25 protein-coding genes are annotated in these 24,785 nt (G+C 64.1%); 12 read left to right on the top strand and 13 right to left on the bottom strand.

The window, feature by feature from the left end; genetic code table 11:
- Positions 1–130: 130 nt before the first annotated feature.
- Positions 131–1,708 carry a glutamate--cysteine ligase gene (gene gshA, locus HU751_RS00380; RefSeq protein ID WP_186735804.1) on the top strand — a complete coding sequence of 526 codons (1,578 nt, stop codon included), beginning with the start codon at positions 131–133 and terminating at the stop codon, positions 1,706–1,708.
- Positions 1,708–2,334, top strand: a complete 627-nt coding sequence (locus HU751_RS00375) for a TetR/AcrR family transcriptional regulator (protein WP_186735802.1) — start codon at positions 1,708–1,710, stop codon at positions 2,332–2,334. Before gshA ends, HU751_RS00375 begins: the two co-directional genes overlap by 1 nt.
- Positions 2,335–2,447: 113 nt before the next feature.
- On the opposite strand, the gene HU751_RS00370 is transcribed toward HU751_RS00375, so the two are convergent.
- The 8 genes from HU751_RS00370 to HU751_RS00335 form a co-directional block, all read right to left on the bottom strand.
- Entirely contained in the window at positions 2,448–2,663 is a 216-nt protein-coding gene (locus HU751_RS00370; RefSeq protein ID WP_008095172.1) for a TOBE domain-containing protein, read from the bottom strand.
- A gap of 29 nt (positions 2,664–2,692) precedes the next feature.
- Positions 2,693–3,505 carry an aliphatic sulfonates ABC transporter ATP-binding protein gene (gene ssuB / locus HU751_RS00365; RefSeq protein ID WP_028689214.1) on the bottom strand — a complete coding sequence of 271 codons (813 nt, stop codon included), beginning with the start codon at positions 3,503–3,505 and terminating at the stop codon, positions 2,693–2,695.
- On the bottom strand, positions 3,505–4,302 hold the full coding sequence (ssuC, locus tag HU751_RS00360; RefSeq protein WP_050707452.1) for an aliphatic sulfonate ABC transporter permease SsuC: 798 nt from the start codon (positions 4,300–4,302) through the stop codon (positions 3,505–3,507). The genes ssuB and ssuC overlap by 1 nt, the downstream gene beginning before the upstream one ends.
- 11 nt (positions 4,303–4,313) lie before the next feature.
- Positions 4,314–5,462: an FMNH2-dependent alkanesulfonate monooxygenase gene (ssuD, locus tag HU751_RS00355; RefSeq protein ID WP_062575545.1), complete on the bottom strand. Its 1,149-nt coding sequence runs from the start codon at positions 5,460–5,462 to the stop codon at positions 4,314–4,316.
- Positions 5,463–5,522: 60 nt separating this feature from the next.
- Positions 5,523–6,488, bottom strand: a complete 966-nt coding sequence (locus HU751_RS00350; RefSeq protein WP_186735800.1) for a sulfonate ABC transporter substrate-binding protein — start codon at positions 6,486–6,488, stop codon at positions 5,523–5,525.
- A gap of 95 nt (positions 6,489–6,583) precedes the next feature.
- Positions 6,584–7,177 carry an NADPH-dependent FMN reductase gene (gene ssuE, locus HU751_RS00345; protein ID WP_186735798.1) on the bottom strand — a complete coding sequence of 198 codons (594 nt, stop codon included), beginning with the start codon at positions 7,175–7,177 and terminating at the stop codon, positions 6,584–6,586.
- Between the two features lie 286 nt (positions 7,178–7,463).
- Positions 7,464–8,102: a peroxiredoxin gene (locus HU751_RS00340; protein WP_028689219.1), complete on the bottom strand. Its 639-nt coding sequence runs from the start codon at positions 8,100–8,102 to the stop codon at positions 7,464–7,466.
- Between the two features lie 164 nt (positions 8,103–8,266).
- Entirely contained in the window at positions 8,267–9,610 is a 1,344-nt protein-coding gene (locus tag HU751_RS00335; protein WP_186735796.1) for an OprD family outer membrane porin, read from the bottom strand.
- Positions 9,611–10,149: 539 nt separating this feature from the next.
- On the opposite strand from HU751_RS00335, the gene tauA reads away from it, so the two are divergent.
- Genes tauA through tauD form a run of 4 tightly spaced genes read left to right on the top strand, consistent with a single transcriptional unit; the run spans position 10,150 to position 13,632 of the window.
- Positions 10,150–11,121 carry a taurine ABC transporter substrate-binding protein gene (gene tauA / locus HU751_RS00330; protein WP_050707457.1) on the top strand — a complete coding sequence of 324 codons (972 nt, stop codon included), beginning with the start codon at positions 10,150–10,152 and terminating at the stop codon, positions 11,119–11,121.
- A gap of 13 nt (positions 11,122–11,134) precedes the next feature.
- Entirely contained in the window at positions 11,135–11,914 is a 780-nt protein-coding gene (gene tauB, locus HU751_RS00325) for a taurine ABC transporter ATP-binding subunit (RefSeq protein ID WP_186735794.1), read from the top strand.
- Positions 11,911–12,750, top strand: a complete 840-nt coding sequence (gene tauC, locus HU751_RS00320; protein WP_186735792.1) for a taurine ABC transporter permease TauC — start codon at positions 11,911–11,913, stop codon at positions 12,748–12,750. Before tauB ends, tauC begins: the two co-directional genes overlap by 4 nt.
- Before the next feature lie 48 nt (positions 12,751–12,798).
- A complete protein-coding gene (tauD, locus tag HU751_RS00315) occupies positions 12,799–13,632 on the top strand; it encodes a taurine dioxygenase (protein ID WP_186716390.1) in 834 nt (277 codons plus the stop codon).
- Between the two features lie 100 nt (positions 13,633–13,732).
- On the opposite strand, the gene betT is transcribed toward tauD, so the two are convergent.
- On the bottom strand, positions 13,733–15,694 hold the full coding sequence (betT, locus tag HU751_RS00310; protein WP_162232990.1) for a choline transporter BetT: 1,962 nt from the start codon (positions 15,692–15,694) through the stop codon (positions 13,733–13,735).
- A 253-nt stretch (positions 15,695–15,947) separates the two neighbouring features.
- Positions 15,948–16,886 (bottom strand): serine O-acetyltransferase EpsC, encoded by a 939-nt coding sequence (gene epsC / locus HU751_RS00305; RefSeq protein WP_186734160.1) that lies wholly within the window; start codon positions 16,884–16,886, stop codon positions 15,948–15,950.
- A gap of 305 nt (positions 16,887–17,191) precedes the next feature.
- Between epsC and tcyJ the strand changes: the two genes are divergently transcribed.
- The 3 genes from tcyJ to tcyN are packed head-to-tail and all read left to right on the top strand — an operon-like array spanning position 17,192 to position 19,426.
- The gene (gene tcyJ / locus HU751_RS00300) at positions 17,192–17,998 is read left to right on the top strand and encodes a cystine ABC transporter substrate-binding protein (protein WP_186716381.1); all 807 of its coding nucleotides are present in this window, start codon (positions 17,192–17,194) and stop codon (positions 17,996–17,998) included.
- The gene (tcyL, locus tag HU751_RS00295) at positions 17,995–18,663 is read left to right on the top strand and encodes a cystine ABC transporter permease (protein ID WP_046857530.1); all 669 of its coding nucleotides are present in this window, start codon (positions 17,995–17,997) and stop codon (positions 18,661–18,663) included. Before tcyJ ends, tcyL begins: the two co-directional genes overlap by 4 nt.
- A gap of 1 nt (position 18,664) precedes the next feature.
- Entirely contained in the window at positions 18,665–19,426 is a 762-nt protein-coding gene (gene tcyN / locus HU751_RS00290) for an L-cystine ABC transporter ATP-binding protein TcyN (RefSeq protein ID WP_186716380.1), read from the top strand.
- A 16-nt stretch (positions 19,427–19,442) separates the two neighbouring features.
- Here the strand turns inward: tcyN and HU751_RS00285 are convergent, their stop codons facing one another.
- Positions 19,443–20,093: a gamma-glutamylcyclotransferase gene (locus tag HU751_RS00285; RefSeq protein ID WP_050707464.1), complete on the bottom strand. Its 651-nt coding sequence runs from the start codon at positions 20,091–20,093 to the stop codon at positions 19,443–19,445.
- Between the two features lie 365 nt (positions 20,094–20,458).
- Between HU751_RS00285 and HU751_RS00280 the strand changes: the two genes are divergently transcribed.
- From HU751_RS00280 to HU751_RS00270, 3 genes are read left to right on the top strand one after another with little or no spacing between them, the layout of a single operon-like run.
- A complete protein-coding gene (locus HU751_RS00280; RefSeq protein ID WP_186734159.1) occupies positions 20,459–21,703 on the top strand; it encodes a type II and III secretion system protein family protein in 1,245 nt (414 codons plus the stop codon).
- A gap of 26 nt (positions 21,704–21,729) precedes the next feature.
- Positions 21,730–22,461, top strand: a complete 732-nt coding sequence (locus HU751_RS00275; RefSeq protein WP_186734158.1) for a tetratricopeptide repeat protein — start codon at positions 21,730–21,732, stop codon at positions 22,459–22,461.
- Between the two features lie 2 nt (positions 22,462–22,463).
- Positions 22,464–22,724: a DUF3613 domain-containing protein gene (locus HU751_RS00270; RefSeq protein WP_186716369.1), complete on the top strand. Its 261-nt coding sequence runs from the start codon at positions 22,464–22,466 to the stop codon at positions 22,722–22,724.
- 78 nt (positions 22,725–22,802) lie between these two features.
- On the opposite strand, the gene HU751_RS00265 is transcribed toward HU751_RS00270, so the two are convergent.
- The gene (locus HU751_RS00265; protein WP_186734157.1) at positions 22,803–23,771 is read right to left on the bottom strand and encodes a type II secretion system F family protein; all 969 of its coding nucleotides are present in this window, start codon (positions 23,769–23,771) and stop codon (positions 22,803–22,805) included.
- A 27-nt stretch (positions 23,772–23,798) separates the two neighbouring features.
- Positions 23,799–24,785: a type II secretion system F family protein gene (locus tag HU751_RS00260; RefSeq protein WP_186734156.1), complete on the bottom strand. Its 987-nt coding sequence runs from the start codon at positions 24,783–24,785 to the stop codon at positions 23,799–23,801.

Genomic DNA, 24,785 nt, shown 5'->3' with positions numbered 1-24,785 from the left:
CCAAAACCAACGCTGAACCGAGCCGGAACCGCGTAAACCAGGCGACAACGCCAGTTCCTTTCCCAACTACCCTTGTAGACCGTCATCCCTACCCCCATATTGGGGCGACTGACGCGTGAAGGAATCCATCTTGAGCGACCTCCTCAACCGCCGCCTGAGCCTGCTCGGCGACAATATCGACCTGCTCAAGCAGTGCCTGCACGGCATTGAGCGCGAATGCCTGCGCGTGACCGATGACGGTCGCCTGGCCCAGACCCCGCACCCCGAGGCCCTGGGTTCGGCGCTGACCAACGAGCAGATCACCACCGACTATTCCGAGTCGCTGCTGGAGTTCATCACCCCGGCCCTGGCCGACCCGGCCAAGGTGCTCGAAAGCCTCGACCAGATCCACCGTTTCGTCTACACCAAGCTGGGCGACGAATACCTGTGGAGCCCATCGATGCCCTGCGCGCTGCCGGCCGAGGAAGACATCCCGATCGCCGAATACGGCAGCTCGAACATCGGCAAGCTCAAGCACGTCTATCGCAAGGGCCTGGCCCTGCGCTACGGCCGCACCATGCAGTGCATCGCCGGCATCCACTACAACTTCTCCCTGCCCGAGGCGCTGTGGCCATTGCTGCGCGACGCCGAAGGCGGCGAGCAGGACGACCGCGACTACCAGTCCTCGGCCTATATCGCGCTGATCCGCAACTTCCGCCGCTACAGCTGGCTGCTGATGTACCTGTTCGGCGCCTCCCCGGCCCTGGACAAAGGCTTCCTGCGCGGCCGCCCGCACCAGCTCGAAGAGCTGGATGCCCAGACCCTCTACCTGCCCTACGCCACCAGCCTGCGCATGAGCGACCTGGGCTACCAGAGCAACGCCCAGGCGGGCCTGACGCCCTGCTACAACAACCTGGCCAGCTACACCGACAGCCTGCGCAAGGCCGTCGGCACGCCCTACCCGCCCTATGTCGAGGTCGGCACGCACAAGGATGGCGAGTGGGTGCAGTTGAACACCAACATCCTGCAGATCGAGAACGAGTACTACTCGAACATCCGCCCCAAGCGCGTCACCTACACCGGCGAGCGGCCGATCCAGGCCCTGACCTCCCGTGGCGTGCAGTACGTGGAAGTGCGCTGCCTGGACATCAACCCGTTCCTGCCGGTGGGTATCGACCTGACCGAAGCGCGCTTCCTCGACGCCTTCCTGCTGTTCTGCGCCCTGGAAGAAAGCCCGCAGCTGGACAACGGCGAGTGCGGCCAGTGCACCGACAACTTCCTCACCGTGGTCAAGGAGGGCCGGCGCCCGGGCCTGGAGCTGCGCCGTGACGGCCAGCCGGTCGCGCTGAAGGCATGGGCAAGCGAACTGATCGAACGCATCGGCCAGCTGGCCGGGCTGCTCGACCGCGCCCAGGGCGGCAACGAACACGCCAAGGCCCTGGAAGCGCAGCAGGCCAAGGTCGACGACCCCGAGCTGACGCCATCGGCCCAGGTGCTGGCGCGCATGACCGAGCACGACGAGAGCTTCGTCCAGTTCTCCCTGCGCCAGAGCCGCCTGCACGCCGAGAGCTTCCGCGAGCAGCCGCTGCCCACCGAGCGCCAGCAGGCCTTCGAGACCCTCGCCCGCGAGTCCCTGGCCGAGCAGTCGCGCCTGGAGCAGCAGGAGGTGGGCGACTTCGACCTGTTCGTCGGCGCCTACCAGGCCAGCATCCTGGCGATCAGCAACTGATGACCCGCCCCACCTCCCCGCGCAAGCCACGCGCCAGCAGCCAGGCCAGGATCGAAGCGATCCTGGCCGCGGCCCGCGAGCTGCTGGCCGGGCAAGGGGTGGCGGCGCTGTCGATCTATAGCGTGGCCGAACGGGCGCAGATTCCGCCGTCGTCGGTGTATCACTTCTTCGCCAGCGTGCCGGCCTTGCTCGAGGCGTTGACCGCCGATGTGCACCGGGCATTTCGCGAGGCCCTGAACGCGCCTATCGACAGCAGCGCATTCAGTACCTGGCCGCAACTGTCGCGGCTGATCGAGCAGCGCATGCTCGACATCTACAACGAAGATGCCGCGGCGCGGCAGTTGATCCTGGCCCAGCATGGGTTGAGTGAGGTGGTGCAGGCCGACCGTCAGCACGACCTGGAGCTGGGCGAGCTGATGCACCGGCTGTTCGACCGGCATTTCCAGCTGCCGGCGATGCCTCGGGACATGGATGTGTTCGCGTTGGCGATGGAGCTGAGCGACCGGGTGTATGCCCGCTCGATGCAGTTGCATGAAGCGATCACGCCACGCATGGCGGAAGAGGGGATGCGGGTGTTCGAGGCGTATCTGGGGCTGTATCTGCCGCCGTTTCTGGCCAAGCGCTGATCCCGCGTGGGAGCGGGCTTGCCCCGCGATAGCGTCAAGTCAGGCCACGTAGATGTGTCGACTGACGCCATCGCGGGGCAAGCCCGCTCCCACGCTTCGCAAGACACCGGAAATCAGAGCTTGGCGATGGACACCTCGGTCGATTTCACGAAGGCGATCACTTCACTGCCCACCTGCAGCTCCAGTTCCTTCACGGAGCGGGTGGTGATCACCGAAGTGACGATACCGGAGGCGGTCTGCACGTCGATTTCCGACAGTACCGGGCCTTCGAGGATTTCCTTCACGGTGCCTTTGAACTGGTTGCGAACGTTGATGGCTTTGATGGTCATGGCGTCATTCCTTTTGCGGCTTCGAGGATTCAGTGAGCCCAACGCAACTGCGTGGGCAATGGGGCTACAGGTTCCGGATCGGGCGGCGTGCCCGGGACGGACAGAACACGGTTGAGCACTTCGCTTTCCAGCGCCGCCAGGCGGTGCGAACCCCGCACCCGTGGCCGGGGCAGATCAACGACCAGGTCCAGGCCGACGGCGCCGTCTTCGATCAGGATCACCCGGTCGGCCACGGCGACGGCTTCGCTGACGTCGTGGGTGACCAGCAGCACGGTGAAACCGTGCTGGCGCCACAGGCGCTCGATCAATTGCTGCATTTCGATACGGGTCAGGGCATCCAGCGCGCCCAGTGGCTCATCCAGCAGCAGCAGGCGCGGCTGGTGAATCAGCGCCCGGGCCAGGGCCACCCGCTGCTTCTGGCCGCCGGACAACGCCGCCGGCCAGTCGTTGGCGCGATCGACCAGGCCGACCGCCTCCAATGCCTCCAGGGCGCGGGGCCGCCAGTTGCCGGACAAGCCCAGGCCCACGTTGTCGATCACCTTCTTCCAGGGCAGCAGACGCGCGTCCTGGAACATCAGGCGGGTATCCTCGCGGGCCTCGGCCAGCGGTGCGGCCCCCGCCAGCAGTTGGCCGGCGCTGGGTTGGTCGAGCCCGGCCAGCAGGCGCAGCAAGGTGCTCTTGCCGCAGCCACTGCGACCGACGATGGCGACAAACTGGCCGGCCGGAATGTGCAGGTCGATGCCACGCAGCACTTCACGCTGGCCAAAGGTGCGACGCAGGTCCCGGGCCGCCAGGGGGATGCCACGCAGCAGGCGTGGCGGCTGTTCCTTGAGCACGGTCATCATGCGCCCTCCTTCTTCGCCACCTGGTACGCCGGGTGCCAGCGCAGCCACACCCGCTCCAGGCCCCGGGCGGCCAGGTCGGCCAGCTTGCCGAGCACCGCGTACAGGACGATGGCCAGCACCACCACATCGGTCTGCAGGAACTCGCGGGCGTTCATCGCCAGGTAGCCGATGCCGGCGTTGGCCGAGATGGTCTCGGCGACGATCAGCGTCAGCCACATGAAGCCCAGGGCGAAGCGCACGCCGACCAGGATCGAGGGCAGCGCCCCCGGCAGGATCACCTGGCGAAACAATGCGAAGCCCGATAGCCCGTAGCTGCGCGCCATCTCCACCAGTGCCGGATCGACGTTGCGGATCCCGTGGTAGGTGTTCAGGTAGATGGGGAACAGCGTCCCCAGCGCCACCAGGAATATCTTTGCCGACTCGTCGATGCCGAACCACAGGATCACCAGCGGGATCAGCGCCAGGTGCGGCACGTTGCGGATCATCTGCACCGAGCTGTCGAGCAGGCGCTCGCCCCAGTTCGACAGGCCGGTGATGAAGCCCAGCAACAGGCCGAGGCTACCGCCGATCACGAAGCCCAGGCCGGCACGCCAGCCGCTGATGGCCAGGTGGGTCCAGAGCTGGCCGCTGCGCACCAGCTCGACACCGGCACTGACCACCGCGCTCGGCGCCGGCAGGATGCGGGTCGACAGCCAGCCCGCGCTGACCGCCAGCTGCCATACCGCCAGCAGCAGGATCGGCAGGGCCCAGGGCGCCAGGCGCTTGGACCAGGTGGTGGGGGATGCACGACTCATGGCCCCGGTCCTCAGCTCTGCGACACGGACTTGGGCAGGATGTCGTTGGCGACCATTTCACCGAACGGGCTCACGTAGCCACCGGTCTTCGGCTGCTCCGGGCGCTGCACGTCCAGGTGCGGGAACAGCAGCTCGGCGACGCGGTACGACTCCTCCAGGTGTGGATAACCAGAGAAAATGAACGTGTCGATGCCAAGATCGGCATATTCCTTGACCCGCGCCGCGACGGTCGGGCCATCACCCACCAGCGCGGTGCCGGCGCCGCCACGCACCAGGCCGACACCGGCCCACAGGTTCGGCGCCACTTCCAGCTTGTCGCGTTTGCCGCCATGCAGGGCGGCCATGCGCTGCTGGCCGACTGAGTCGAAGCGCGCCAGCGATGCCTGGGCGCGGGCGATGGTGTCGTCGTCCAGGTGCGAGATCAGCTTGTCGGCGGCGGCCCAGGCTTCTTCATTGGTTTCCCGCACGATCACGTGCAGGCGGATGCCGAAGCGCACTTCACGGCCTTGGGCCGCAGCCTTCTCGCGCACCTGGGCGATCTTCTCAGCAACGGCCGCCGGCGGCTCGCCCCAGGTCAGGTACAGCTCGACCTGCTCGGCGGCCAGGTCCTGGGCGGCCTCGGAGGAGCCACCGAAGTACAGCGGCGGACGCGGCTGCTGGATCGGCGGGTAGAGCAGCTTGGCGCCTTTCACCTGGATGTGCTTGCCGTCGTAGTCGACCGTTTCGCCTTCGAGCACCTTGCGCCAGATGCGGGTGAATTCCACCGACGCCTCGTAGCGTTCCTGGTGGTTCAGGTGCAGGCCATCGCCGGCCAGCTCGTCCGGATCACCGCCGGTCACCAGGTTGAACAGCGCACGGCCGTTGGACAGGCGATCGAGGGTGGCGGCCTGACGCGCGGCCACGGTCGGCGAAATGATCCCCGGGCGCAGGGCCACCAGGAACTTCAGGCGCTCGGTCAGCGGGATCAGCGAGGCCGCCACCAGCCAGGAGTCCTCGCAGGAACGTCCGGTGGGGATCAGCACGCCGCCGAAGCCCAGGCGGTCGGCGGCCTGGGCGATCTGGCTCAGGTAGCCGTGGTCGACGGCGCGGGCGCCTTCGCTGGTGCCCAGGTACTTGCCGTCACCGTGGGTGGGGAGGAACCAGAAGATGTTAAGGCTCATTGGAGTTGTCTCCTCAAGGGTGGCTCATGCCGGGGCGGCGCCCCGGCGCAGGCGAATCGTTCAAGGCGCGCTGGCGACCTTGGCCGGGGGTGTCCAGATCACGTCCTTGATGCTCAAGGGCTTGGGAATCAGCTTCAGGGCCTGGAAGGTGTCGGCGATCTTCTGCTGCGCGGCGATCACTTCCGGGGTCAGCGGCGCGGCGCCGTAGCCCTGGCGTTTCACCGAGGTCAGGGTGATGTCGGCGGGCAGGCCGAGCAGCGGCGCGACCTGGTCGGTGACCTGCTGCGGGTTGGCCCGGGACCATTCGCCCACGGCGCGCACTTCCTCGACCAGGGTGTTGATCACCGCCGGGTGCTGGGTGGCATAGCTGCGGGTGGCCAGGTAGAACTGGTGGTTGTCGACCAGGTCCTTGCCGTCACGCAGGGTGCGTGCCTGCAGCTGTTGCTCGGCGGCGGCCTGGTACGGGTCCCAGATCACCCAGGCGTCGACGCTGCCGCGCTCGAAGGCGGCGCGGGCATCGGCCGGTGGCAGGTAGACAGGCTGGATATCGGTGTACTTGAGGCCAGCGTCTTCCAGGGCGCGCACCAGCAGGTAGTGCACGTTGGAACCCTTGTTGAGGGCGACTTTCTTGCCCTTGAGTTCCGTCACCGACTGGATCGTCGATCCCTTCGGCACCAGGATCGCCTCGCTGTGCGGGGCTGGCGGCTCATAGGCGACGTACAGCAGGTCGGCACCCGCGGCCTGGGCGAACACCGGCGGGGTTTCACCGGTCACGCCGAAGTCGATGGAGCCGACGTTGAGGCCTTCGAGCAGTTGCGGGCCGCCGGGGAACTCGGTCCATTGCACGTCGATGCCCTGTTCCTTCAGGCGCTTTTCCAGCGAGCCCTTGGCCTTGAGCAGCACCAGGGTGCCGTATTTCTGATAACCGATGCGCAGGCTCTCGGCCTGGGCTTGAGTGATGGCGCCGAAGGACACAGCCGCCGCAAACAGGGCGACCAGACCGCGACGCAAGAAGATTGTGCGCATGGCGCTCTCCTGTGCGAGTGGGTTCGGGTAGCACCTGCTTGCCTCGTTGACGGGCGAGTAAGGTGGGAACAACGGTCAAGCGGTGTAGCGGGCGATCAGATGCTCCAACGGGCACTGATCAGGCGTTCGTTGAGCTCGCCCGGCACCACCGGCCGAGGCCGGCGCGCCAGGGCGCTGTGGAACGTTTCCAGCGAATCCTGCAGGCGCTGCTCCAGGGCAGCGGCCAGTTGCGCGGGTCGGGTGCCTTCGCCGTAGGCGACCTGGCTGTCGTCGGCGAAGATCCCCTGCAGGGTCTCCTGCGCCTTGAGGGCCGACAGCACGGGCTTGAGGGCGTAGTCCACGGCCAGCATGTGGGCGATGCTGCCGCCGGTGGCGATCGGCAGGACCACCTTGTGTTCCAGGGCACGCTCGGGCAGCAGGTCGAGCAAGGTCTTCAGGGCACCGGCGAACGACGCCTTGTACACCGGAGTGGCAACCACCAGGCCATCGGCCTGGGCCACCAGTTCATTGAAGTGACGCACCTGCGGGCTGTCGAAGCGCGCGTGGAGCAGGTCCTCGGCGGGGAATTCCCGCACCTGGAAGGTCGCCACCTCTACGCCGCGCTCCTGCAGCCAGTCGCGCGAGCGTTCTAGCAGCACGCCGGAGCGTGAACGAAGACTGGGGCTACCACCGACAGAAACAACCAGCATTGAAAGCGCTTCCTTCGATTCGATTGCAGGGCCGCGAGGGGTTGTCCCCGCTGGATGGAAGTGACATTAACAGTTCGTCACATATATCTAGAAATCATATTTTTGCATTTGTTTAGATCAAAAATACATTTCAAACAACGTGGGAGCGGGCTTGCCCCGCGATGGCCATCGCGGGGCAAGCCCGCTCCCACGCTCAACCACCTCCACCCTTCGGAACAATAAAAAAGGGCCGTCGAAACGGCCCGAAGATCCCTGCTTGGCTAAGAGCAATGCAACGAGGAATACCTCATCGATTCGGTTGCGGGGTCAGTCGCAGATAGGGTTTCACCGCCCGGTACCCTTTCGGGAAGCGCCGTTTGATTTCGTCCTCGTCCTTGAGCGAAGGCACGATCACTACCTCGTCGCCGTCCTGCCAGTTGCCTGGCGTGGCGACCTTGTAGTTGTCGGTCAGCTGCAGCGAGTCGATCACCCGCAGGATCTCGTTGAAGTTGCGCCCGGTACTGGCCGGATAGGTGATGGTCAGGCGCACCTTCTTGTTCGGGTCGATGACGAACAGCGAGCGCACGGTCAGGGTGTCGCTGGCGTTGGGGTGGATTAGGTCGTACAGGTCGGAGACCTTGCGGTCGGCGTCGGCGATGATTGGGAAGTTGACCACGGTGTTCTGAGTCTCGTTGATGTCATCGATCCACTTGTGGTGCGAGTCGACCGGGTCCACCGACAAGGCGATGGCTTTCACGCCACGCTTGGCGAAGTCCTCCTTGAGCTTGGCGGTCAGGCCCAGCTCGGTGGTGCACACCGGGGTGAAGTCGGCCGGGTGGGAGAACAGCACGCCCCAGCTGTCGCCCAGCCATTCGTGGAAGCGGATCTTGCCGGCGCTGGAATCCTGTTCGAAATCGGGGGCGATATCGCCAAGTTTGAGGCTCATGGAAGCGGCTCCTGTGCTGTGTCTGGCCTTGTGGGTTCAATGTGCCTGCTTCCGAATAAAAATAAAAAGAATAAATATCGATTTATTTATAACCATTAAGAATACGGATTCGCAGACACAAAAAAGCCTCGCACTAGGCGAGGCTTTCTTGATGCCGCTACGACTTACATGAAGGCGTAAGTGTAGTTGACGATGAAGCGAGTCTGGTCCTGGTCTTTGGTGAACTCGCTGGTCGAACCACCGCTGCCACGGTACACGCCCTGGCGCAGGCTGAAGCCCAGGCCTTTGAAGGTACCTTGCTGGATGGTGTAGTCGACGCGGGCGTCACGTTCCCACTCGTTGTAGGTGCCGTGGCCGCTCTTGTAGCGAATATCATCACCGCGCAGGTAGGAAACAGACGCTTTCAGGCCCGGCACACCCAGACCGGCGAAGTCATAGGAGTACTGACCGAAGTTGGTGTTCTCGCCAGCACGGGCGAACTGGTTGATCATGCTGTCGGTGAACAGGTAGAAGCTGGAACCACCAGCACCTTCCGAAGTACCGCTGTCGTTGACCAGGTTGCCCTGACCCATCCAGACGAAGCCACCGTCGTCACCGATCTGCTGACGGCCGAGCATCAGCGCATGGCCACCCAGGGTATAGGTGAACATGGCGGACCAGGTCTTGTTGTCGACCTTGCCGGTGTTCTTGGCGTAGCCGCCGTTGTTGCTGAAGTTATAGGTGCTGTCGTGGCCGTTCTTGCCATCGCTGCTGCTGTCGAAGTAGCGCAGGTCGGTCTTGAACGATTGGTCGTCAGCGATCTTGAAGACGTGGGTCGCTCCCAGGAAGTGCTGCTTGTAGAAATCTTCCAGGTTCGAGTAGTAGTACTGCAGGGTCAGGTCCGGAGTGAGCTTGTAGTCCAGACCGCCGTAGCGGAACTTGTTGCTTTCGGCAGTGGCGCCAGCAACGGACAGACCGGTACGGTTGCTCGAAGCACGGCCCATGGCGTGAGTCAGCTGACCGGCGTTGATGGTCAGGTTGTCGATTTCCTTCGACTGGATGGTGCCGCCCTCGAAGGTCTGTGGCAGCAGACGACCATCGTTGGAGACCAGAATCGGCAGGTTCGGCGCGAGAGCGCTACCGAAGTGCGCTTCTGTCTTGGAGAAGCGAGCCTTGGCATTGGCGCCGAAACGGGCCCACTGGTCCGCAGCACCTTTGCCGTCATCCGGGAAGAAACCACCTTTGTGATAACCCTTGCCGCCGTCCAGACGGATGCCCCACAGGGCCTGGGCGTCAACACCGAAACCGACGGTGCCTTCGGTGAAGCCCGAGATGTAGTCGAGCTTGAAGCCCTGGCCGGACTCACGCTGATCCGGGCGAGGGTTGCCGTGGGCTTCACGGTTATCGTTGTTGAAGTACATGGTGCGCGAGCTCAGGGACAGCTTGCTGTCCTCGATGAAACCGGCAGCGCCTGCTTGTTGGGCGAGAACCCCCAGTGCCACGGCCAGGGCCAGGCTGGACTTGTACATGTTTTGCTCCTCTACGTTCTAATTTTTGTGCGTCTCAAGCGGCGGGATCTGCTGCCCCACTCGCCCGGATTGGCGATTTAGCACCAATGCGTGACCGCCAAGTCAATCGCTAACGATCGATCTGCGACTTTGGTCTAATCCGCCGATCTGCGCTACAGGATAATGACAATCCTATAAATCCAAAATGACCGTTTTATGAATCTGTAAGATTTTTACGGAATAACATCGGAACCATTCATACGAAACGTTGTATCGACGCCGTCAATCATACCTTTAGGTTATGTGCAAACGTTTGCCGAGCTGTCGACCAGCGGTCCCCCCGCAGGAACCGGACAAGACTAGCTGTCTTGAGCGATTCCGCCAGCTTCGCCCCCGCTTGTGGAAGCGAGCTTGTCCTGCGATGAAAACGGCCCCACACCAACATGGGGGTCAGAGCGTTTGGCTTTTAAGCTAAGTCCAAAAAGTTATTTATTTACTATTTCTTAGATCATCTAGTCTTCTCGCCATCCATCCCAGAATGCCTGACGAGAGGTTCAACCATGATCCCGCATGCTCCGCTGCGCCTGTTCGCCGCCTTGACCCTCGCCAGTGCCAGCTGGCTGGCCCAGGCCGCCGACCTGACCGTCGCCTACCAGACCACCGTCGACCCGGCCAAGGTGGCCCAGGTCGATGGCACCTATGAAAAGGACAGCAAGGCCAGCATCGACTGGCGCAAATTCGACAATGGCGCCGATGTGATCACCGCCGTCGCCTCGGGCGATGTGCAGATCGGCTACCTCGGCTCCAGCCCACTGGCCGCCGCCGCCACCCGCAAGCTGCCGGTCGAGACCTTCCTGATCGCCACCCAGATCGGCGCAGGCGAAGCCCTTGTCGCCCGCGACAGCATCAAGACCCCGCAGGACCTGGTGGGCAAGAAAGTCGCCGTGCCGTTCGTTTCCACCGGCCATTACAGCCTGCTGGCCGCACTCAAGAGCTGGAACATCGACCCATCGAAGGTGCAGATCCTCAACCTCGCGCCACCGGCGATCATCGCCGCCTGGAAACGCGGCGACATCGACGCCACCTACGTCTGGGACCCGGCCCTGGGCGTGGCCAAGGAGAACGGCAAGGTGCTGATCACCTCGGGCGAGCTGGCCGAGAAAGGCGCGCCGACCTTCGATGCCTGGATCGTGCGCAAGGACTTCGCCGCCAAGCACCCGGAGATCGTCAAGTCGTTCGCCAAGGTCACCCTCGACGCCTATGCCGACTACCGCAAGGACCCGAAAGCCTGGCTGGCCGACAAGGACAACGTCGCCAAGCTGGTCAAGCTGTCCGGCGCCAAGCCGGCCGATATCCCGGTGCTGTTGCAGGGCAACGTCTACCCGCTGGCCGCCGACCAGGCCAGCGCACTGGGCGCGCCGACCACCCAGGCACTGACCGACACCGCCACCTTCCTCAAGCAACAGGGCAAGGTCGACGCCGTGCTGCCTGACTACTCGCCCTACGTCAGCGCCCAATACCTGCCCAACTGATCCGGAGCCCGTCATGGCCTTGCTCGAACTGGAGCGCATCAGCGCACAGTACCCCGGCGCCACCACCCCGGTGCTGGCCGACATCAACCTGAGCCTGGGCCCGCGCCAGCTGCTGGTGGCCCTCGGGCCATCCGGCAGCGGCAAGACCTCGCTGCTCAACCTGATCGCCGGCTTCGTCGCCCCCAGCGGCGGGCGCATCAGCCTCGATGGCGCGCCGGTGCAAGGCCCGAGTGCCGAGCGTGGCGTGGTATTCCAGGACGATGCCCTGCTGCCCTGGCAGGACGTGCTCGGCAACGTCGCCTTCGGCCTCGAGCTGGCCGGCGTGCCCCGTGCCCAGCGTGAAGCCAAGGCCCGTGAGATGCTGGCGCTGGTCGACCTGGCCGGCTTCGGCGAGCGGCGTATCTGGCAACTGTCCGGCGGGCAGAAGCAGCGCGTGGGCCTGGCCCGGGCGCTGGCCGCCGACCCTCGGGTGCTGTTGATGGACGAGCCGTTCGGCGCCCTCGATGCCTTTACCCGCGAACAGATGCAGGAGCTGCTGCTGCAGGTCTGGCAGCGCACCGCCAAGCCGGTGTTCCTGATCACCCACGACATCGAAGAGGCGGTGTTCCTCGCCACCGAGCTGGTGCTCCTGGCGCCCAATCCGGGGCGCGTGGTCGAGCGTCTGCAGCTGGACTTCGGCCAGCGCTATGCCGCTGGTGAGTCGGCCCGGGCGATCAAGTCCGATCCCCGCTTCATCGAAACCCGCGAGCACGTGCTGGCGCGGGTATTCTCGCAACGCCAGGAGTCCGCATGAGTAGCATCGAATTGCCGGCCGCCGCCAAGCAGGCACAACGCACACCTCCTGTCGTGAAGACCCGCAAGCCCTTGTCGACCCGCTGGATCAGCGCCCTCACCCTGGCCGCCCTGCTGCTGGTGTGGTGGCTGGTAACCGCCGCCGGCTGGATCGAACCCCTGTTCCTGCCCTCGCCCGCCGACATCCTGGCCAAGGGCTGGACGCTGCTCACCCAGGGCTACATGGACGCCAGCCTGTGGCAGCACCTGGGCGCGAGCCTGGGCCGTATCGGCCTGGCGCTGGTGGCGGCGACCCTGACCGCCATCCCCGTCGGCCTGGCCATCGGCTACAACCGTGTGGCCCGCGGCATCCTCGACCCGCTGATCGAGTTCTACCGGCCGATCCCGCCGCTGGCCTACCTGCCGCTGATCGTTATCTGGTGCGGTATCGGCGAGCTGTCGAAGGTGTTGCTGATCTACCTGGCGATCTTCGCCCCGATCGCCATCGCCACCGCCACCGGCGTGCGCACCGTCGACCCGGCCAAGCTGCGCGCCGCGCAGTCGCTGGGGGCCACCCGGGCGCAACTGATCCGCCATGTGATCCTGCCCAGCGCCTTGCCCGACATCCTCACCGGCATCCGCATCGGCCTCGGCGTGGGCTGGTCGACCCTGGTCGCCGCCGAGCTGATCGCCGCCACCAGCGGCCTGGGCTTCATGGTGCAGTCGGCGGCGCAGTTCCTGGTTACCGACGTGGTGGTGCTGGGGATCCTGCTGATCGCCCTGATCGCCTTCGCCCTGGAGATGGGCCTGCGCGCCCTGCAGCGCAAGCTGGTGCCCTGGCATGGCCAGAGCCATTGACCCACGAATGACCACGCCGGCAACCCGGCACCTGGAACGAGAAAAGACATGAGCCTGACCGTTACCCCCTTGAGCCCAGCCCTTGGCGCGCAGATCAGCGGCGTGGACATCAGCCGCGATATCACCCTCGAACAGCGTGACGCCATCGAGCAGGCGCTGCTCGAACACCAGGTGCTGTTCTTCCGCGACCAGCCGATCACCCCCGAGCAGCAGGCCCGTTTCGCCGCCCGCTTCGGCGACCTGCACATCCACCCGATCTACCCCAATGTGCCGCAGACGCCGCAGGTACTGATCCTCGACACCGCGGTCACCGACGTGCGCGACAACGCCGTCTGGCACACCGACGTGACCTTCCTGCCGACCCCCGCACTGGGCGCGGTGCTCAGCGCCAAGCAGTTGCCGGCCTTTGGCGGCGACACCCTGTGGGCCAGCGGGATCGCCGCGTTCGAAGCACTGTCGGCGCCGCTGCGCACAATGCTCGATGGTCTGACCGCCACCCACGATTTCACCAAGTCATTTCCACTGGAGCGCTTCGGCACCACCGCCGAGGACCTGGCGCGCTGGGAAGCCACCCGGCGCAACAACCCGCCGCTGTCGCACCCGGTGGTGCGCACCCACCCGGTCAGCGGGCGCAAGGCGCTGTTCGTCAATGAAGGTTTCACCACGCGGATCAACGAGCTGAACGAGCAGGAGAGCGAGGCACTGCTCAAGCTGCTGTTCGCCCATGCGACGCGGCCGGAGTTCAGCATTCGCTGGCGTTGGCAGGAAAATGACGTGGCGTTCTGGGACAACCGCGTGACGCAGCATTTCGCTGTGGATGACTACCGGCCGAACCGGCGGGTGATGCATCGGGCGACCATTCTGGGGGATGCGCCGTTCTGAGGTTTCCTGTGCGGGCCTCTTCGCGGGACAAGCCCGCTCCTACAAGGGTTACGCGATCCCTGTAGGAGCGGGCTTGCCCCGCGAAGAGGCCGGAACAGGCTTACCTCACCAGATGCAGGTACTGCATGTGCCGCTCATACTGGTCGAGGATGTCGTTGATGATCTGCTCCTTGCTGTAGCCGACCAGATCATAGTTCTGGCTACCTTCGCTCAAGTGCACCTCGGCCCGGTAGTAACGGCGGTTCTTCAACTCCTGCGTACCCAATCCACCTAGCGCGAACGACGGCGTGAAGTAGCCACGCATCTGCACCTGGTAGATGAACGGCTGCTCCTCGCCATGGCCGATCTTGAGGCTGACGTTGTCATGGCTCGGATCGTCCTGGGTAATCAGCACCAGCCCCTTCTGCTCGAACACCTCGCGCACCTCGGCGATCGCCGGACGCACCACATCGTCCATGAAGCGATACACCTCGTCCCGCGACGGGAAGTGCACGGCCTGGCTCAGCCGCTGGCGCCAACCGCCACGCCCACGGCGGGACTGGGCGAACGGCGCCAGTGAGTGCATCTGCGCGATCTGCCGCTGGCTTTCCAGGTAGAAGGCCTTGTGCAGCCCCCACATCATGCACAGCAGGATCAGCGAGAACGGCAGCGAGGTCAGCACCACCGCCGACTTCAGCGAATCGATGCTGCCGGCGAACAGCAGCGCGCTGGTGATCAGCGCGGTCATCGCGCCCCAGAAGATACGCAGCCAGTTCGGGCCGTCCTCGTCGGCGCCACCGCCCTTGGCTGACAGCGTCGACAGCACCACCGTGCCGGAATCGGCCGAGGTGACGAAGAACACGAAGCTGATGAACACCGTCACGGCGATCACCGTCTTGCTCCACGGGTAGGTTTCCAGCAGCAGGTACAGGCTCATCGACGGGTTGTCGATGGCCGACTGCCCCAGCGCGGTCATGCCGTGGTTGATCACCTGGTCCAGGGCGCTGTTGCCGAAGATCGACATCCACGCCAGGGTGAAGCCCAGCGGGATCAGCAACACGCCGAAGACGAACTCGCGGATGGTGCGCCCGCGCGAAATGCGCGCGATGAACAGCCCCACGAACGGCGCCCAGGCAATCCACCAGGCCCAGTAGAACACCGTCCATCCACCCAGCCAGTCGCGTTGCTCGCCGTAGGCGTACACATCGAAGCTCTTGCGCGGCAACGCGCCCAGGTAGTCGCCGAGGTTCTGGATCAAAGTGTTGAACAGGTGCTGGGTGGGCCCGGCGAACAGCACGAACAGCAGCAGCGCGCAGGCCAGGAACAGGTTGATGTCGCTCATCACCCGCACGCCCTTCTCCACCCCGGCGACCGCCACGGCCACCGCCGCGCCCATCATCAGGGTGATGAGGATCACCTGCACCCACTGGCTGTGGCTGATGCCGAACAGGTAGTCGAGGCCGGCGTTCAGGTGCAGCACGCCGAAGCCCATGTCGGCGCCCAGGCCGAACACCGTGGCGATGATGCCGAAGCCGTCCACCGCGTAGCCGATCGGGCCGTTGATGCGTTTGCCGATCAGCGGGTACAGCGCCGAGCGCAGGGCCAGCGGCAGGTTGTGCCGGTAGGCGAAGTAGGCCAGCGCCATGCCGACGAAGGCGAACACGCCCCAGCCGTGCAGGCCCCAGTGCAGGAACAGGATCTGCATCGCCTGGCGCCCGGCCTCGGCCGTGCCGGCCTCGCCCTGCGGCGGCTGGAGCATGTGGGTCAGCGGCTCGGAGACGCAGAAGAAGAACAGGGTGATGCTGATGCCGGCGGCGAACAGCATGCCGGCCCAGGACAGGTAGCTGAACTCGGGCTCGTCATGGTCGGCGCCGAGCTTGATCTTGCCGTAGCCGGACAAGGCAGTGACCACCACGAAGACCAGGTACAGGGTCATGGCCAGCATGTAGTACCAGCCGACGGTGTTGGCCGCCCAGTTCTGCGCCGCCAGCAGCCAGTCGCCGGCAGCCTGGGGCTGGGCGATGACGACCAGGCCGAAAAGAAGGATGAAGCTTGCCGCGAAGTAGAACACGGGGGGGTTCATGCGGATCTTGCCGTGGGCAAGGTCGGGGGTCGGTGCACTCATTGAACGGGCACCTCGTCGAAGGACGTGAGGTTCGGATTGAACGGGTTCAGCAAAGGCGATTCCTCCTTTTGAACACCGGCAATGGACCAGCGTTTTTCGTTGAACAAGCGTTCAAGTTAAACATGGATCGGATTTCAATGCGACCCGATGACGCTCCAGAATAGGTCGACGTGGGAGCGGGCTTTCCGCCCCACGCGACATAACCCCTGAGCTAGAGGGCCTTCTTGCCCTCGCAATCCAGCTGTAGGTTAGCCTGGGTAATGTTGCTGTCAGCCGGCACGCTGCGGGTCAGCCACACGTTGCCGCCGATGGTCGAGCCCTTGCCGATGGTGATCCGCCCGAGAATGGTCGCACCCGCGTAGATCACCACGTCGTCCTCGACGATCGGGTGGCGGGCCAGGCCCTTGTGCAGGGTGCCCGACTCGTCGCTGGGGAAGCGCTTGGCGCCCAGGGTCACGGCCTGGTAGATACGCACCCGCTCGCCGATGATCGCGGTCTCGCCGATCACCACGCCGGTGCCATGGTCGATGAAAAAGCTCGGGCCAATCTGCGCGCCGGGGTGGATGTCGATGCCGGTAGCCGAGTGCGCCAGCTCCGAGCTGATCCGCGCCAGCAGCGGCAAGCCGGCCCGGTACAGATGGTGGGCCAGGCGGTGGTGGATGATCGCCAGAATGCCCGGGTAGCACAGCAGCACCTCGTCGACGCTGCGCGCCGCCGGGTCGCCGTGGTAGGCGGCGAGCACGTCAGTGTCCAGCAGCACGCGCAGGGCCGGCAGGGCCGCGGCGAAGTCCTGGATCAGACGCAGGGCGTGGCCATCGACATCGACTACTTCGGTCTTGCCATGGCGCGCCGCGTAGCGCAGTTCCAGGCGGGCCTGGGCCAGCAGCGCGGTGAGCGCGGCGTCGAGGGTGTGGCCGACGTAGAAGTCTTCGCTCTCTTCACGCAGATCCACCGGGCCCAGGCGCATGGGGAACAGCGCGCCGCACAGCTGCTCGAGAATCTGCCGCAGCGCCTCGCGCGACGGCAGCTCGCGCCCGCCCTGCTCGCCGCTGCTGCGGCCGTTGCTGCTGCGCCACTGCTCACGGGCGCTGCGCAGGCCACTGACGATGCCCTGCAGTTGCCAGTGCCCGGTTGATGGTTGTTCGCTCACGGTGTTTCTCCTGCCAGGCCATTGTTCTGATATCTGGATTTTTCTGGCGTGGGAGCGGGCTTGCCCCGCGATGGCGCTATCGCGGGGCAAGCCCGCTCCCACGATCAATCGAATGGATCAACGATACGTCAAATCTGCCTCTTGGAAAAAACAACGCTTTATTCCATCCTGAGCTAAGTCGGGCATAAGCGACTGCAAAATGCAGAAACGGGAATAACAACCTGATTTTTTATTATTTCCCGACCTATTAAGCCCACCTCTATAGTCGCCACCTCACTACTTCCACAACAAGCGCGGGGCCTGCCATGACCAAATTCGCCAAACCCCTTCTCAACGCCAGCCTGGCGCTCCTGCTCGGCGCCGGCCTGCTCGGCCAGGCCTTCGCCGGCGAGCAGTTGAAGACCATCCAGGAGAAAGGCGTGATCAACGTCGGCCTGGAAGGCACCTACCCACCGTTCAGTTTCCAGGACGAGAACGGCAAGCTGACCGGCTTCGAGGTCGAGCTGTCCGAACTGCTGGCCAAGGAGCTGGGGGTCAAGGCCAAGGTCCAGCCGACCAAGTGGGACGGCATCCTCGCCGCCCTGGAGTCCAAGCGCCTGGACGTGGTGATCAACCAGGTGACCATCTCCGAAGAGCGCAAGAAGAAGTACGACTTCTCCGAGCCCTACACCGTTTCCGGCATCCAGGCCCTGGTGCTCAAGGGCAGCGACAACGAGAAGAACATCAAGACCGCCGCCGACCTCGGTGGCAAGAAGGTCGGCGTCGGCCTGGGCACCAACTACGAGCAATGGGTGAAACAGGACGTGCCGACAGCCGATGTCCGCACCTACGAAGACGACCCGACCAAATTCGCCGACCTGCGCAACGGCCGTATCGACGCCATCCTGATCGACCGCCTGGCCGCGCTCGAGTACGTGCAGAAAACCGCCAAGGACAAGAAACCGACCGCGCTGGCCGGCGAGAAATTCTCCAAGCTGGAATCGGGCGTGGCCCTGCGCAAGGGTGAGCCTGAACTGCTCGACGCGCTGAACAAGGCCATCGACAAGCTCAAGGCCGATGGCACGCTGGCCAAGCTGTCCGAGAAATACTTCGGTGCCGATGTCACCAAATGATCGCTGAAAGCCTGCAACTCGTTGTCGATTCCGCGCCCTTCCTGCTCAAGGGCGCGGGCTATACCGTGCTGCTCAGTGTCGGCGGCATGTTCTTCGGCCTGGTGCTGGGCTTCGCCCTGGCGCTGATGCGCCTGTCGAAGATCCTGCCGCTGGACTGGCTCGCCCGCATCTACGTGTCGTTCTTCCGCGGCACGCCGCTGCTGGTGCAGCTGTTCGTGATCTACTTCGGCCTGCCGCAGATCGGCATCGAGCTCGACCCGATCCCGGCGTCGCTGATCGGCCTGTCGCTGAACATGGCGGCGTACATCTGCGAAATCCTCCGCGCGGCGATCTCCTCGATCGACCGTGGCCAGTGGGAAGCGGCGGCCAGCATCGGCATGACCCGCACCCAGGCCATGCGTAGGGCGATCCTGCCGCAGGCCCTGCGCACCGCCCTGCCGCCGCTGGGCAACAGCTTCATCTCACTGGTCAAGGACACCGCCCTGGCGGCGACCATCCAGGTGCCCGAGCTGTTCCGCCAGGCGCAGCTGATCACCGCCCGGACCTTCGAGGTCTTCACCATGTACCTGGCTGTCGCGGTGGTCTACTGGATCCTCTGCAGCATCCTGGCGCACTTCCAGAACCGCATGGAAGCGCGGGTCAACCAGCACGACCAGGAGCACTGAGATGATCGTAGTAGAAGGCCTGAGCAAGCAGTTCAAGGGCCATACCGTGCTCAACGGCATCGACCTGACCGTGCAACCCGGCGAGGTGGTCGCCATCATCGGCCCCAGCGGCTCGGGCAAGACCACCTTCCTGCGTTGCCTGAACCTGCTGGAAACCCCCGATGCCGGGCGCATCCAGATCGGCGACATCAGTATCGACGCCAATCGCCCGCTGGGTGGCCAGCAGGGTGCGATCCGCCGCCTGCGCCAGCAGGCCGGATTCGTGTTCCAGAACTTCAACCTGTTTCCCCACCGCACCGCCCTGGAGAACGTCATCGAAGGGCCGGTGATCGTCAAGAAGACGCCCCGCGACAAGGCCATCGAGCTGGCCAGGCGCCTGCTGGCCAAGGTCGGCCTGGCGGGCAAGGAAGACGCCTACCCGCGCCGCCTGTCCGGCGGCCAGCAGCAGCGGGTGGCCATCGCCCGCGCCCTGGCCATGGAACCCGAAGTGATCCTGTTCGACGAACCCACCTCGGCGCTCGACCCGGAGCTGGTGGGCGAGGTGCTGGAGACCATCCGCGGCCTGGCCGAGGAAAAGCGCACCATGATCATCGTCACCCACGAAATGAGCTTTGCCCGCGATGTCGCCAACCGGGTGATCTTCTTCGACAAAGGTGTGATCGTCGAGCAGGGCGAGGCCAAGGCGCTGTTCGCCAACCCCAAGGAAGAGCGCACCCGCCAGTTCCTGCGCAAGTTCCTCGGCACCGCCGCCGGCCAGGAATGACCCCACCGCGCGGGGCTCACACCTCGCGCAGGTTGTGGCAACGCCTGAAACGGGCTTCCAGGTTGCGATCGGGCATCTGGTGGCTGCGCAGGGCGTTGAGGGTCTGCTCCACGTAATCGCGCGTGGTGCCGTAGCGCCCCTTGGCGCTGGCGAGGATCTGGCTGAGCAGGGTGTCCGGCAGGTTGCCCGCGTAGCACGGCAGGTGCCGTTCCAGTACGAAGCCCAGGGCCTGGACCTTGCTGCCATCGCCCAGACGGCAGCTGAGCCAGTGCGGGCGATAGGCCGGGAAAGGCATTTCCCGTTGCCACAGGGCCATCAGCGAATCGTCGAGGTTGCTGTCATCCAGACGGTAGGCGAAACCGCTGCAGGAACCGCCACGGTCCAGGCCGAACACCAGGCCCGGGCATTCCGGTGTGCCGCGGTGCTCGTGAGACCACAGGTACAGGCCGCGATGGTAGCCATGCACCCGTGCCCGCTGGCGCTCGACCGAATTGCATTCGGGGCGCCAGATCAGCGAGCCGTAGGCGAACAGCCAGACCGGGCCGCCTTCGTGCAGGGACATGGTTTCCTGCATCGAGCGCTGCAGTTGTTCGCGGGTCAACTGCTGCCCGAAGTCGAGTGACGGCGGATAGGCTATTTGCCAGGATGAACTTTCAAGTGTCGACATGAGCTGCCGCCATAGGGGTCAATCAATCCTGCGCATCTTCACAGAGTCGACAACGCGAACTGCATGCTCCGTTGCACCTTGTTCTCGGACAAACCCCGGAAGATCCAAAGTGATGTCTTTTCTTTGAAATGATCTTCGGCTGGATCCTAGGCTAAACGCAAGGACAGCGTCCAGTGAACAAGCGATCCCCGGCGCCGACGAATGGTATTTTTCCAATTAATAGCATTTTGACCTTTCTGCGCTAACGTCAGATAACAACGACGTTTGTTCGAACCAGTGACGTGCCCATGCCCGGGTTCCCTGGCCGAACATTAGGTTTGAGCGAGCCGCAATATCCAGACCTAAATCAGACAAGGAAGCAGTGAATGGACAGTGATTGCGTGAAAGTACTCAAACGCGTTGCATGGACGTTGATCTTCACTGGACTGTCCATGAACATCGCCCAGGCCGCCCCCGGCAATTGCTCTGCATTGTCCGCCCTGCCGGCGGTGATCGAGGTCGGCGAAGGTATGCAGAAGGTGATGAATTCTGAGGTTGCCATCACGCGTCTGGCCGTCGGCGACCCGAAAGTCGCCGACGTTCAGACCTATGGTAAAAATGATGCGTACCTGCTGACCGGCATCGCTCCCGGTGCCACCAGCCTGATGGTCTGGACTGCCTGCTCCAGCGCCCCGCGCCAAAGCATGGTGTTCGTCCAGGGCAAGGGTGCCGGCTCGCTGATGAGCACGGCGTTGCCGCCGTCGGAAGATCCCTCGCTGCCCAGCCAGGTGCAAACCGACATACGCTTCGTCGAAGTCAGCCGTACCAAGCTCAAGGAAGCCAGTACCTCGATCTTCGGCAAAGGCGGAAGCTTCCTGTTCGGCTCCCCAGGCACCGTCCCGCTGGTGACCGTGTCGCCCGGCCAACTCGGTAACACAGCTACCGCCATCCCGCTGAACAACAGCACGTTCAACATCGGTATCGGCGGCGGCAAAGTCCTCGGGCTGATCAATGCGCTCGAAGGCAGTGGCTTCGCCTACACGCTGGCGCGGCCGAGCCTGGTGGCACTCAGTGGTCAGAGCGCGAGCTTCCTGGCCGGGGGTGAGGTACCGATTCCGGTGCCCAGCAGCGGCAGCGACACCATCTCGATCGAGTACAAGGAGTTCGGTATTCGCCTGACCCTCACGCCAACCATCGTCGGACGTGACCGTATTGCCTTGAAAGTGGCGCCAGAGGTCAGCGAACTCGACTACAACAACGGCGTGCGCATCGCGGGCATCACCGTACCGGCGCTGAGCGTGCGTCGCACCGACACCAGTATTTCCCTGGCCAACGGCGAGAGCTTCGTGATCAGTGGTTTGATCAGTACCAGCAACATTTCGTCCGTGAGCAAGTTCCCAGGTCTGGGCGATGTTCCGGTCCTGGGGGCGTTCTTCCGTGATTCCACCATCAGCCGCGAGGAAAAGGAACTGCTGATGATCGTCACCCCGCACCTGGTGCAACCGTTGGCGGCGAATGCCCGCCTGCCGTCGTTGCCGGGGGAGAACCTGCGTAATTACGACCCGAACTGGTTCCGCATGTATTTCCTCGAAGACGGCAACTTCGACCGGCTCAGTGGGTTGTCGCAATGAGCATCAGGGCCTTGCGGGAGCACAGGGTGAAAACACTGATCGCGGTGCTGGGATTGATGATGCTCGGTGGCTGCGCCTCCGATGGGGGCGGCAGGTGGTCAAGCCTGGGAAGCACCAGTTGCACCAAACCGACCCCCGATCAGGAGCTGTCGCTGAGCATGGCCGACGACATGATCGGCGACGGCAAGTTGCACGCAGGCCTGGCCAACCTGCAGAACCTCCCTGACGACCTTGCCGCAGTACGCCTGCGCAAGGCCAAGATCTATCGCATGCTTGGCCAGAGTGAGGCCGAACCGCTGTATCGCAGCTTGCTCGGTACCTGCCTGACCGCTGAGGGCGAGCACGGCCTGGGGCAGTTGGCGACTTCCCGCGCCGACGCCGAGCAAGCGCTCGAACACTTGCAGCGCGCCGCGCGTCTGTCCCCCACCGACGAGAAGATTCGCAACGACCTGGGCGTGGTCTACCTCAAGCAACTGAAACTCAAGGAAGCCCGTTTCGAACTGATCACCGCCATGGAACTGAAGCCGTCCGACACCTTGGCAGCCAGCAACCTGGTGACCCTGCTGATTTACCAAGGCAACTGGAAGCAAGCCTCGGAGCTGGCCAGCCGTGCCGGCCTGAACCCCGAGCAAGTCACCCAGGCCAAGGAGCGTGCGGAAAAACTCAAGGCATCGACGACCGCTGCGGCAGTGCCCAGTGATCGTGTCACAACGGCCATCGAGCCGTCGGTTGCCAACCCGTCAACAACGCAGAGGTAGTGATGAAAAACAACCTAGCCAGTTGCCTGGGGCTGTTGCTCGTTCCGCTCGCAGCCCAGGCCATCGAACCCGGCCCTTCCTCGGAGCAACAGCAGCAAACCGAAGTCTGGCTGGTGCTGCAATCTCACGGCCAGGCCATGTCGCCCATCCGGCAAACGGCTGCAGCCAGTGAGCGCGACCTGGCCTTGCAGCGCTGGCTGGAGAGCTACAAACACGCCATCCCCGAATACTACAAGGAATATTCCGGCGGACAACGCAAGTAACCACAGACGGTACCGGGCCCGGGCCTCCAGCGTTTCCTCGCGCTGGAGGCCCGGGCCCGGTTTGTATGCGGCGTTTGCTCAGAGCTTGCCGAACACCTTGAACACACCGACGATCGCAGGCCCGATGGCCACCAGGAAGAAGCTTGGCCACAGGCAGAAGATCAGCGGGAACACCAGTTTGGTACCGATCTTTGCCGCCTTCTCCTCGGCCATTTGCGTGCGCCGGTCACGAAACTCCTCGGCATAGATGCGCAAGGTGGCGCCGACGCTGGTGCCAAAACGGATGCTCTGTGCGAGCAGGCTGACCAATCCGCGAATGTCCTCCAACCCCGTCCGATCAGCCAAGTGCTTGAGCGCCTCGGTGCTGGGAATCCCCGCGCGAATCTCGGCGTTGACCAGCGCCAGCTCAATGGCCAAGTCCGGTTGGCTGACCGCCATTTCCTCGGACACCCGCTCGATCGCCTGGGGCAATGCCAGGCCCGACTCCACACATACAACCATCAGGTCCAGAGCATCGGGAAAGGCCACCATCAACCGGGTCATCCGCGCCTGTTTACGCGCATTGACATAAATCGCCGGTGCCAACCATCCCACGCCCAGCGCCGTGACCAGGATGACAATACCCAAAGGCAGCGAAAGTGTCGGAACCAACGGCAGGGCCAGCAACGCCAGGCCCACCGTCAGCAACGGCGACAACAGGCGAGTCGCCCAGTACATCTGTACCGCCGCATGCGAGCGATAGCCAGCATGGGTCAGCAGTGTGTGGGTCGCCGAACTGGCTGTCGGCTCCGTCGGCGAGAAGCGCTGGCCGACCTGTTCCAGCAGCAGTTGCAGGCTGCTGGTGGTGTGCTGCTCGTAACCAGCCCCGGCATGACCGCGCTTGAGCAACAGCAGGCGCCGCTGTACCGGATCTTGCAACCCTTGCACCAGCAACACCAACGTGACCACCGCCAGTACCACGCTCAAGCCGATGGCTGCGGCGAACAGCAGGCGAGCCAACTCCTCGTCCCCCACCGCACTGTTGATCAGACTCAGCAGATAGTTCATGACCCCCTCCTTGACACCTGGCGGTGTTCAAACCTGAATCCGGATGATTTTGCGTATCCAGAAAATCCCGATCAGCATCGCCACGAACGCCCCGATCACCAGCTTCTGGCCCAGGGGTTCACTGAGCAGCATGGGCAGATAGCTCGGGCTCGATAGCACGATCGCCGCCGCCAACACGAAAGGCACGGCAACCAGTATCCAGCCCGACATGCGCCCCTCGGCCGACAGCGTCTTGACCTTGCGCTGGAAACGGAAACGCCCACGAATCAGGCTGCTCAGGCGCTCCAGCACCTCGGTCAGGTTGCCCCCGGTCTCACGGTGGATCAGCACCGTGGTCACCAGCATCATCACGGTCATGCTCGGCATGCGCTCGAGCAGGCCGAGCATGGCCCGGCGTACATCGTTGCCATAGTTGATGTCGGCGAAGGTCAGGCCGAACTCGTGGGCGACTGGACCTTTATGCTCCTCGGCGACCAACTGCAGGGTCTCGTTGAATGGATGGCCGGCGCGCAGCGCGCGGCATACCGCATCCAGCGCATCGGGCAGGCCTTCTTCGAACTGGGCGAAACGCTTGCTGCGGTCACGGGAGATCTTCAGCACCGGCAGCCAGAACGTGGCCAGGCCACCGGCAAGGGCCATCCACCACAGCTGAGTGAACAGCCACAGCACCACCGCAGCGGTCACGGCCAGGATCAGGCCAAGCAACAGCACCCGATAGGCACGGTACTCATGCCCGGCTTGCTCGATCATCTGCGCCAGACCCTCCATGCCCGGCAACTGCTCCAGGCGCGCCTCCAGCGGCGACAGCCGGCGCAGGTATTTCTGCCGCAGTACCGACTGCATGTTCGCCAGGTTACTGCTGCTCTCCAGCACGTTCAGACGGCTACGGATACGCTTGCGGACCTTATTGGCCTCACCGAACACCGGGATCGCCAAACCTTGACTGAGCAGGAACATGGCGGTGAACACCATGCCAAGGAACGCCAGAATATATTCACTGGGAATTTGGCTCAT

The sequence above is a fragment of the Pseudomonas peradeniyensis genome (assembly GCF_014268935.2).
Lineage (GTDB): Bacteria > Pseudomonadota > Gammaproteobacteria > Pseudomonadales > Pseudomonadaceae > Aquipseudomonas > Aquipseudomonas peradeniyensis.
The sequence above is the reverse complement of the archived record's forward strand: the minus strand, read 5'-3'. Positions and strand labels throughout refer to the sequence as shown.

Bases quoted from the DNA above. Each gene is read 5' to 3' on its own strand.
- ssuE (WP_186735798.1), bottom strand. From the start codon at position 7,177: ATGCTGGTTGTTTCTGTCGGTGGTAGCCCCAGTCTTCGTTCACGCTCC.
- betT (WP_162232990.1), bottom strand. From the start codon at position 15,694: ATGAACCCCCCCGTGTTCTACTTCGCGGCAAGCTTCATCCTTCTTTTC.
- HU751_RS00285 (WP_050707464.1), bottom strand. From the start codon at position 20,093: ATGTCGACACTTGAAAGTTCATCCTGGCAAATAGCCTATCCGCCGTCA.
- tcyL (WP_046857530.1), top strand. From the start codon at position 17,995: ATGATCGCTGAAAGCCTGCAACTCGTTGTCGATTCCGCGCCCTTCCTG.
- ssuC (WP_050707452.1), bottom strand. From the start codon at position 4,302: ATGAGTCGTGCATCCCCCACCACCTGGTCCAAGCGCCTGGCGCCCTGG.
- HU751_RS00375 (WP_186735802.1), top strand. From the start codon at position 1,708: ATGACCCGCCCCACCTCCCCGCGCAAGCCACGCGCCAGCAGCCAGGCC.
- HU751_RS00265 (WP_186734157.1), bottom strand. From the start codon at position 23,771: ATGAACTATCTGCTGAGTCTGATCAACAGTGCGGTGGGGGACGAGGAG.
- HU751_RS00270 (WP_186716369.1), top strand. From the start codon at position 22,464: ATGAAAAACAACCTAGCCAGTTGCCTGGGGCTGTTGCTCGTTCCGCTC.
- HU751_RS00280 (WP_186734159.1), top strand. From the start codon at position 20,459: ATGGACAGTGATTGCGTGAAAGTACTCAAACGCGTTGCATGGACGTTG.
- tcyN (WP_186716380.1), top strand. From the start codon at position 18,665: ATGATCGTAGTAGAAGGCCTGAGCAAGCAGTTCAAGGGCCATACCGTG.
- tauD (WP_186716390.1), top strand. From the start codon at position 12,799: ATGAGCCTGACCGTTACCCCCTTGAGCCCAGCCCTTGGCGCGCAGATC.
- ssuD (WP_062575545.1), bottom strand. From the start codon at position 5,462: ATGAGCCTTAACATCTTCTGGTTCCTCCCCACCCACGGTGACGGCAAG.
- HU751_RS00370 (WP_008095172.1), bottom strand. From the start codon at position 2,663: ATGACCATCAAAGCCATCAACGTTCGCAACCAGTTCAAAGGCACCGTG.
- HU751_RS00260 (WP_186734156.1), bottom strand. From the start codon at position 24,785: ATGAGCCAAATTCCCAGTGAATATATTCTGGCGTTCCTTGGCATGGTG.
- tauC (WP_186735792.1), top strand. From the start codon at position 11,911: ATGAGTAGCATCGAATTGCCGGCCGCCGCCAAGCAGGCACAACGCACA.
- HU751_RS00335 (WP_186735796.1), bottom strand. From the start codon at position 9,610: ATGTACAAGTCCAGCCTGGCCCTGGCCGTGGCACTGGGGGTTCTCGCC.
- HU751_RS00350 (WP_186735800.1), bottom strand. From the start codon at position 6,488: ATGCGCACAATCTTCTTGCGTCGCGGTCTGGTCGCCCTGTTTGCGGCG.
- HU751_RS00340 (WP_028689219.1), bottom strand. From the start codon at position 8,102: ATGAGCCTCAAACTTGGCGATATCGCCCCCGATTTCGAACAGGATTCC.
- tcyJ (WP_186716381.1), top strand. From the start codon at position 17,192: ATGACCAAATTCGCCAAACCCCTTCTCAACGCCAGCCTGGCGCTCCTG.
- ssuB (WP_028689214.1), bottom strand. From the start codon at position 3,505: ATGACCGTGCTCAAGGAACAGCCGCCACGCCTGCTGCGTGGCATCCCC.
- tauB (WP_186735794.1), top strand. From the start codon at position 11,135: ATGGCCTTGCTCGAACTGGAGCGCATCAGCGCACAGTACCCCGGCGCC.
- tauA (WP_050707457.1), top strand. From the start codon at position 10,150: ATGATCCCGCATGCTCCGCTGCGCCTGTTCGCCGCCTTGACCCTCGCC.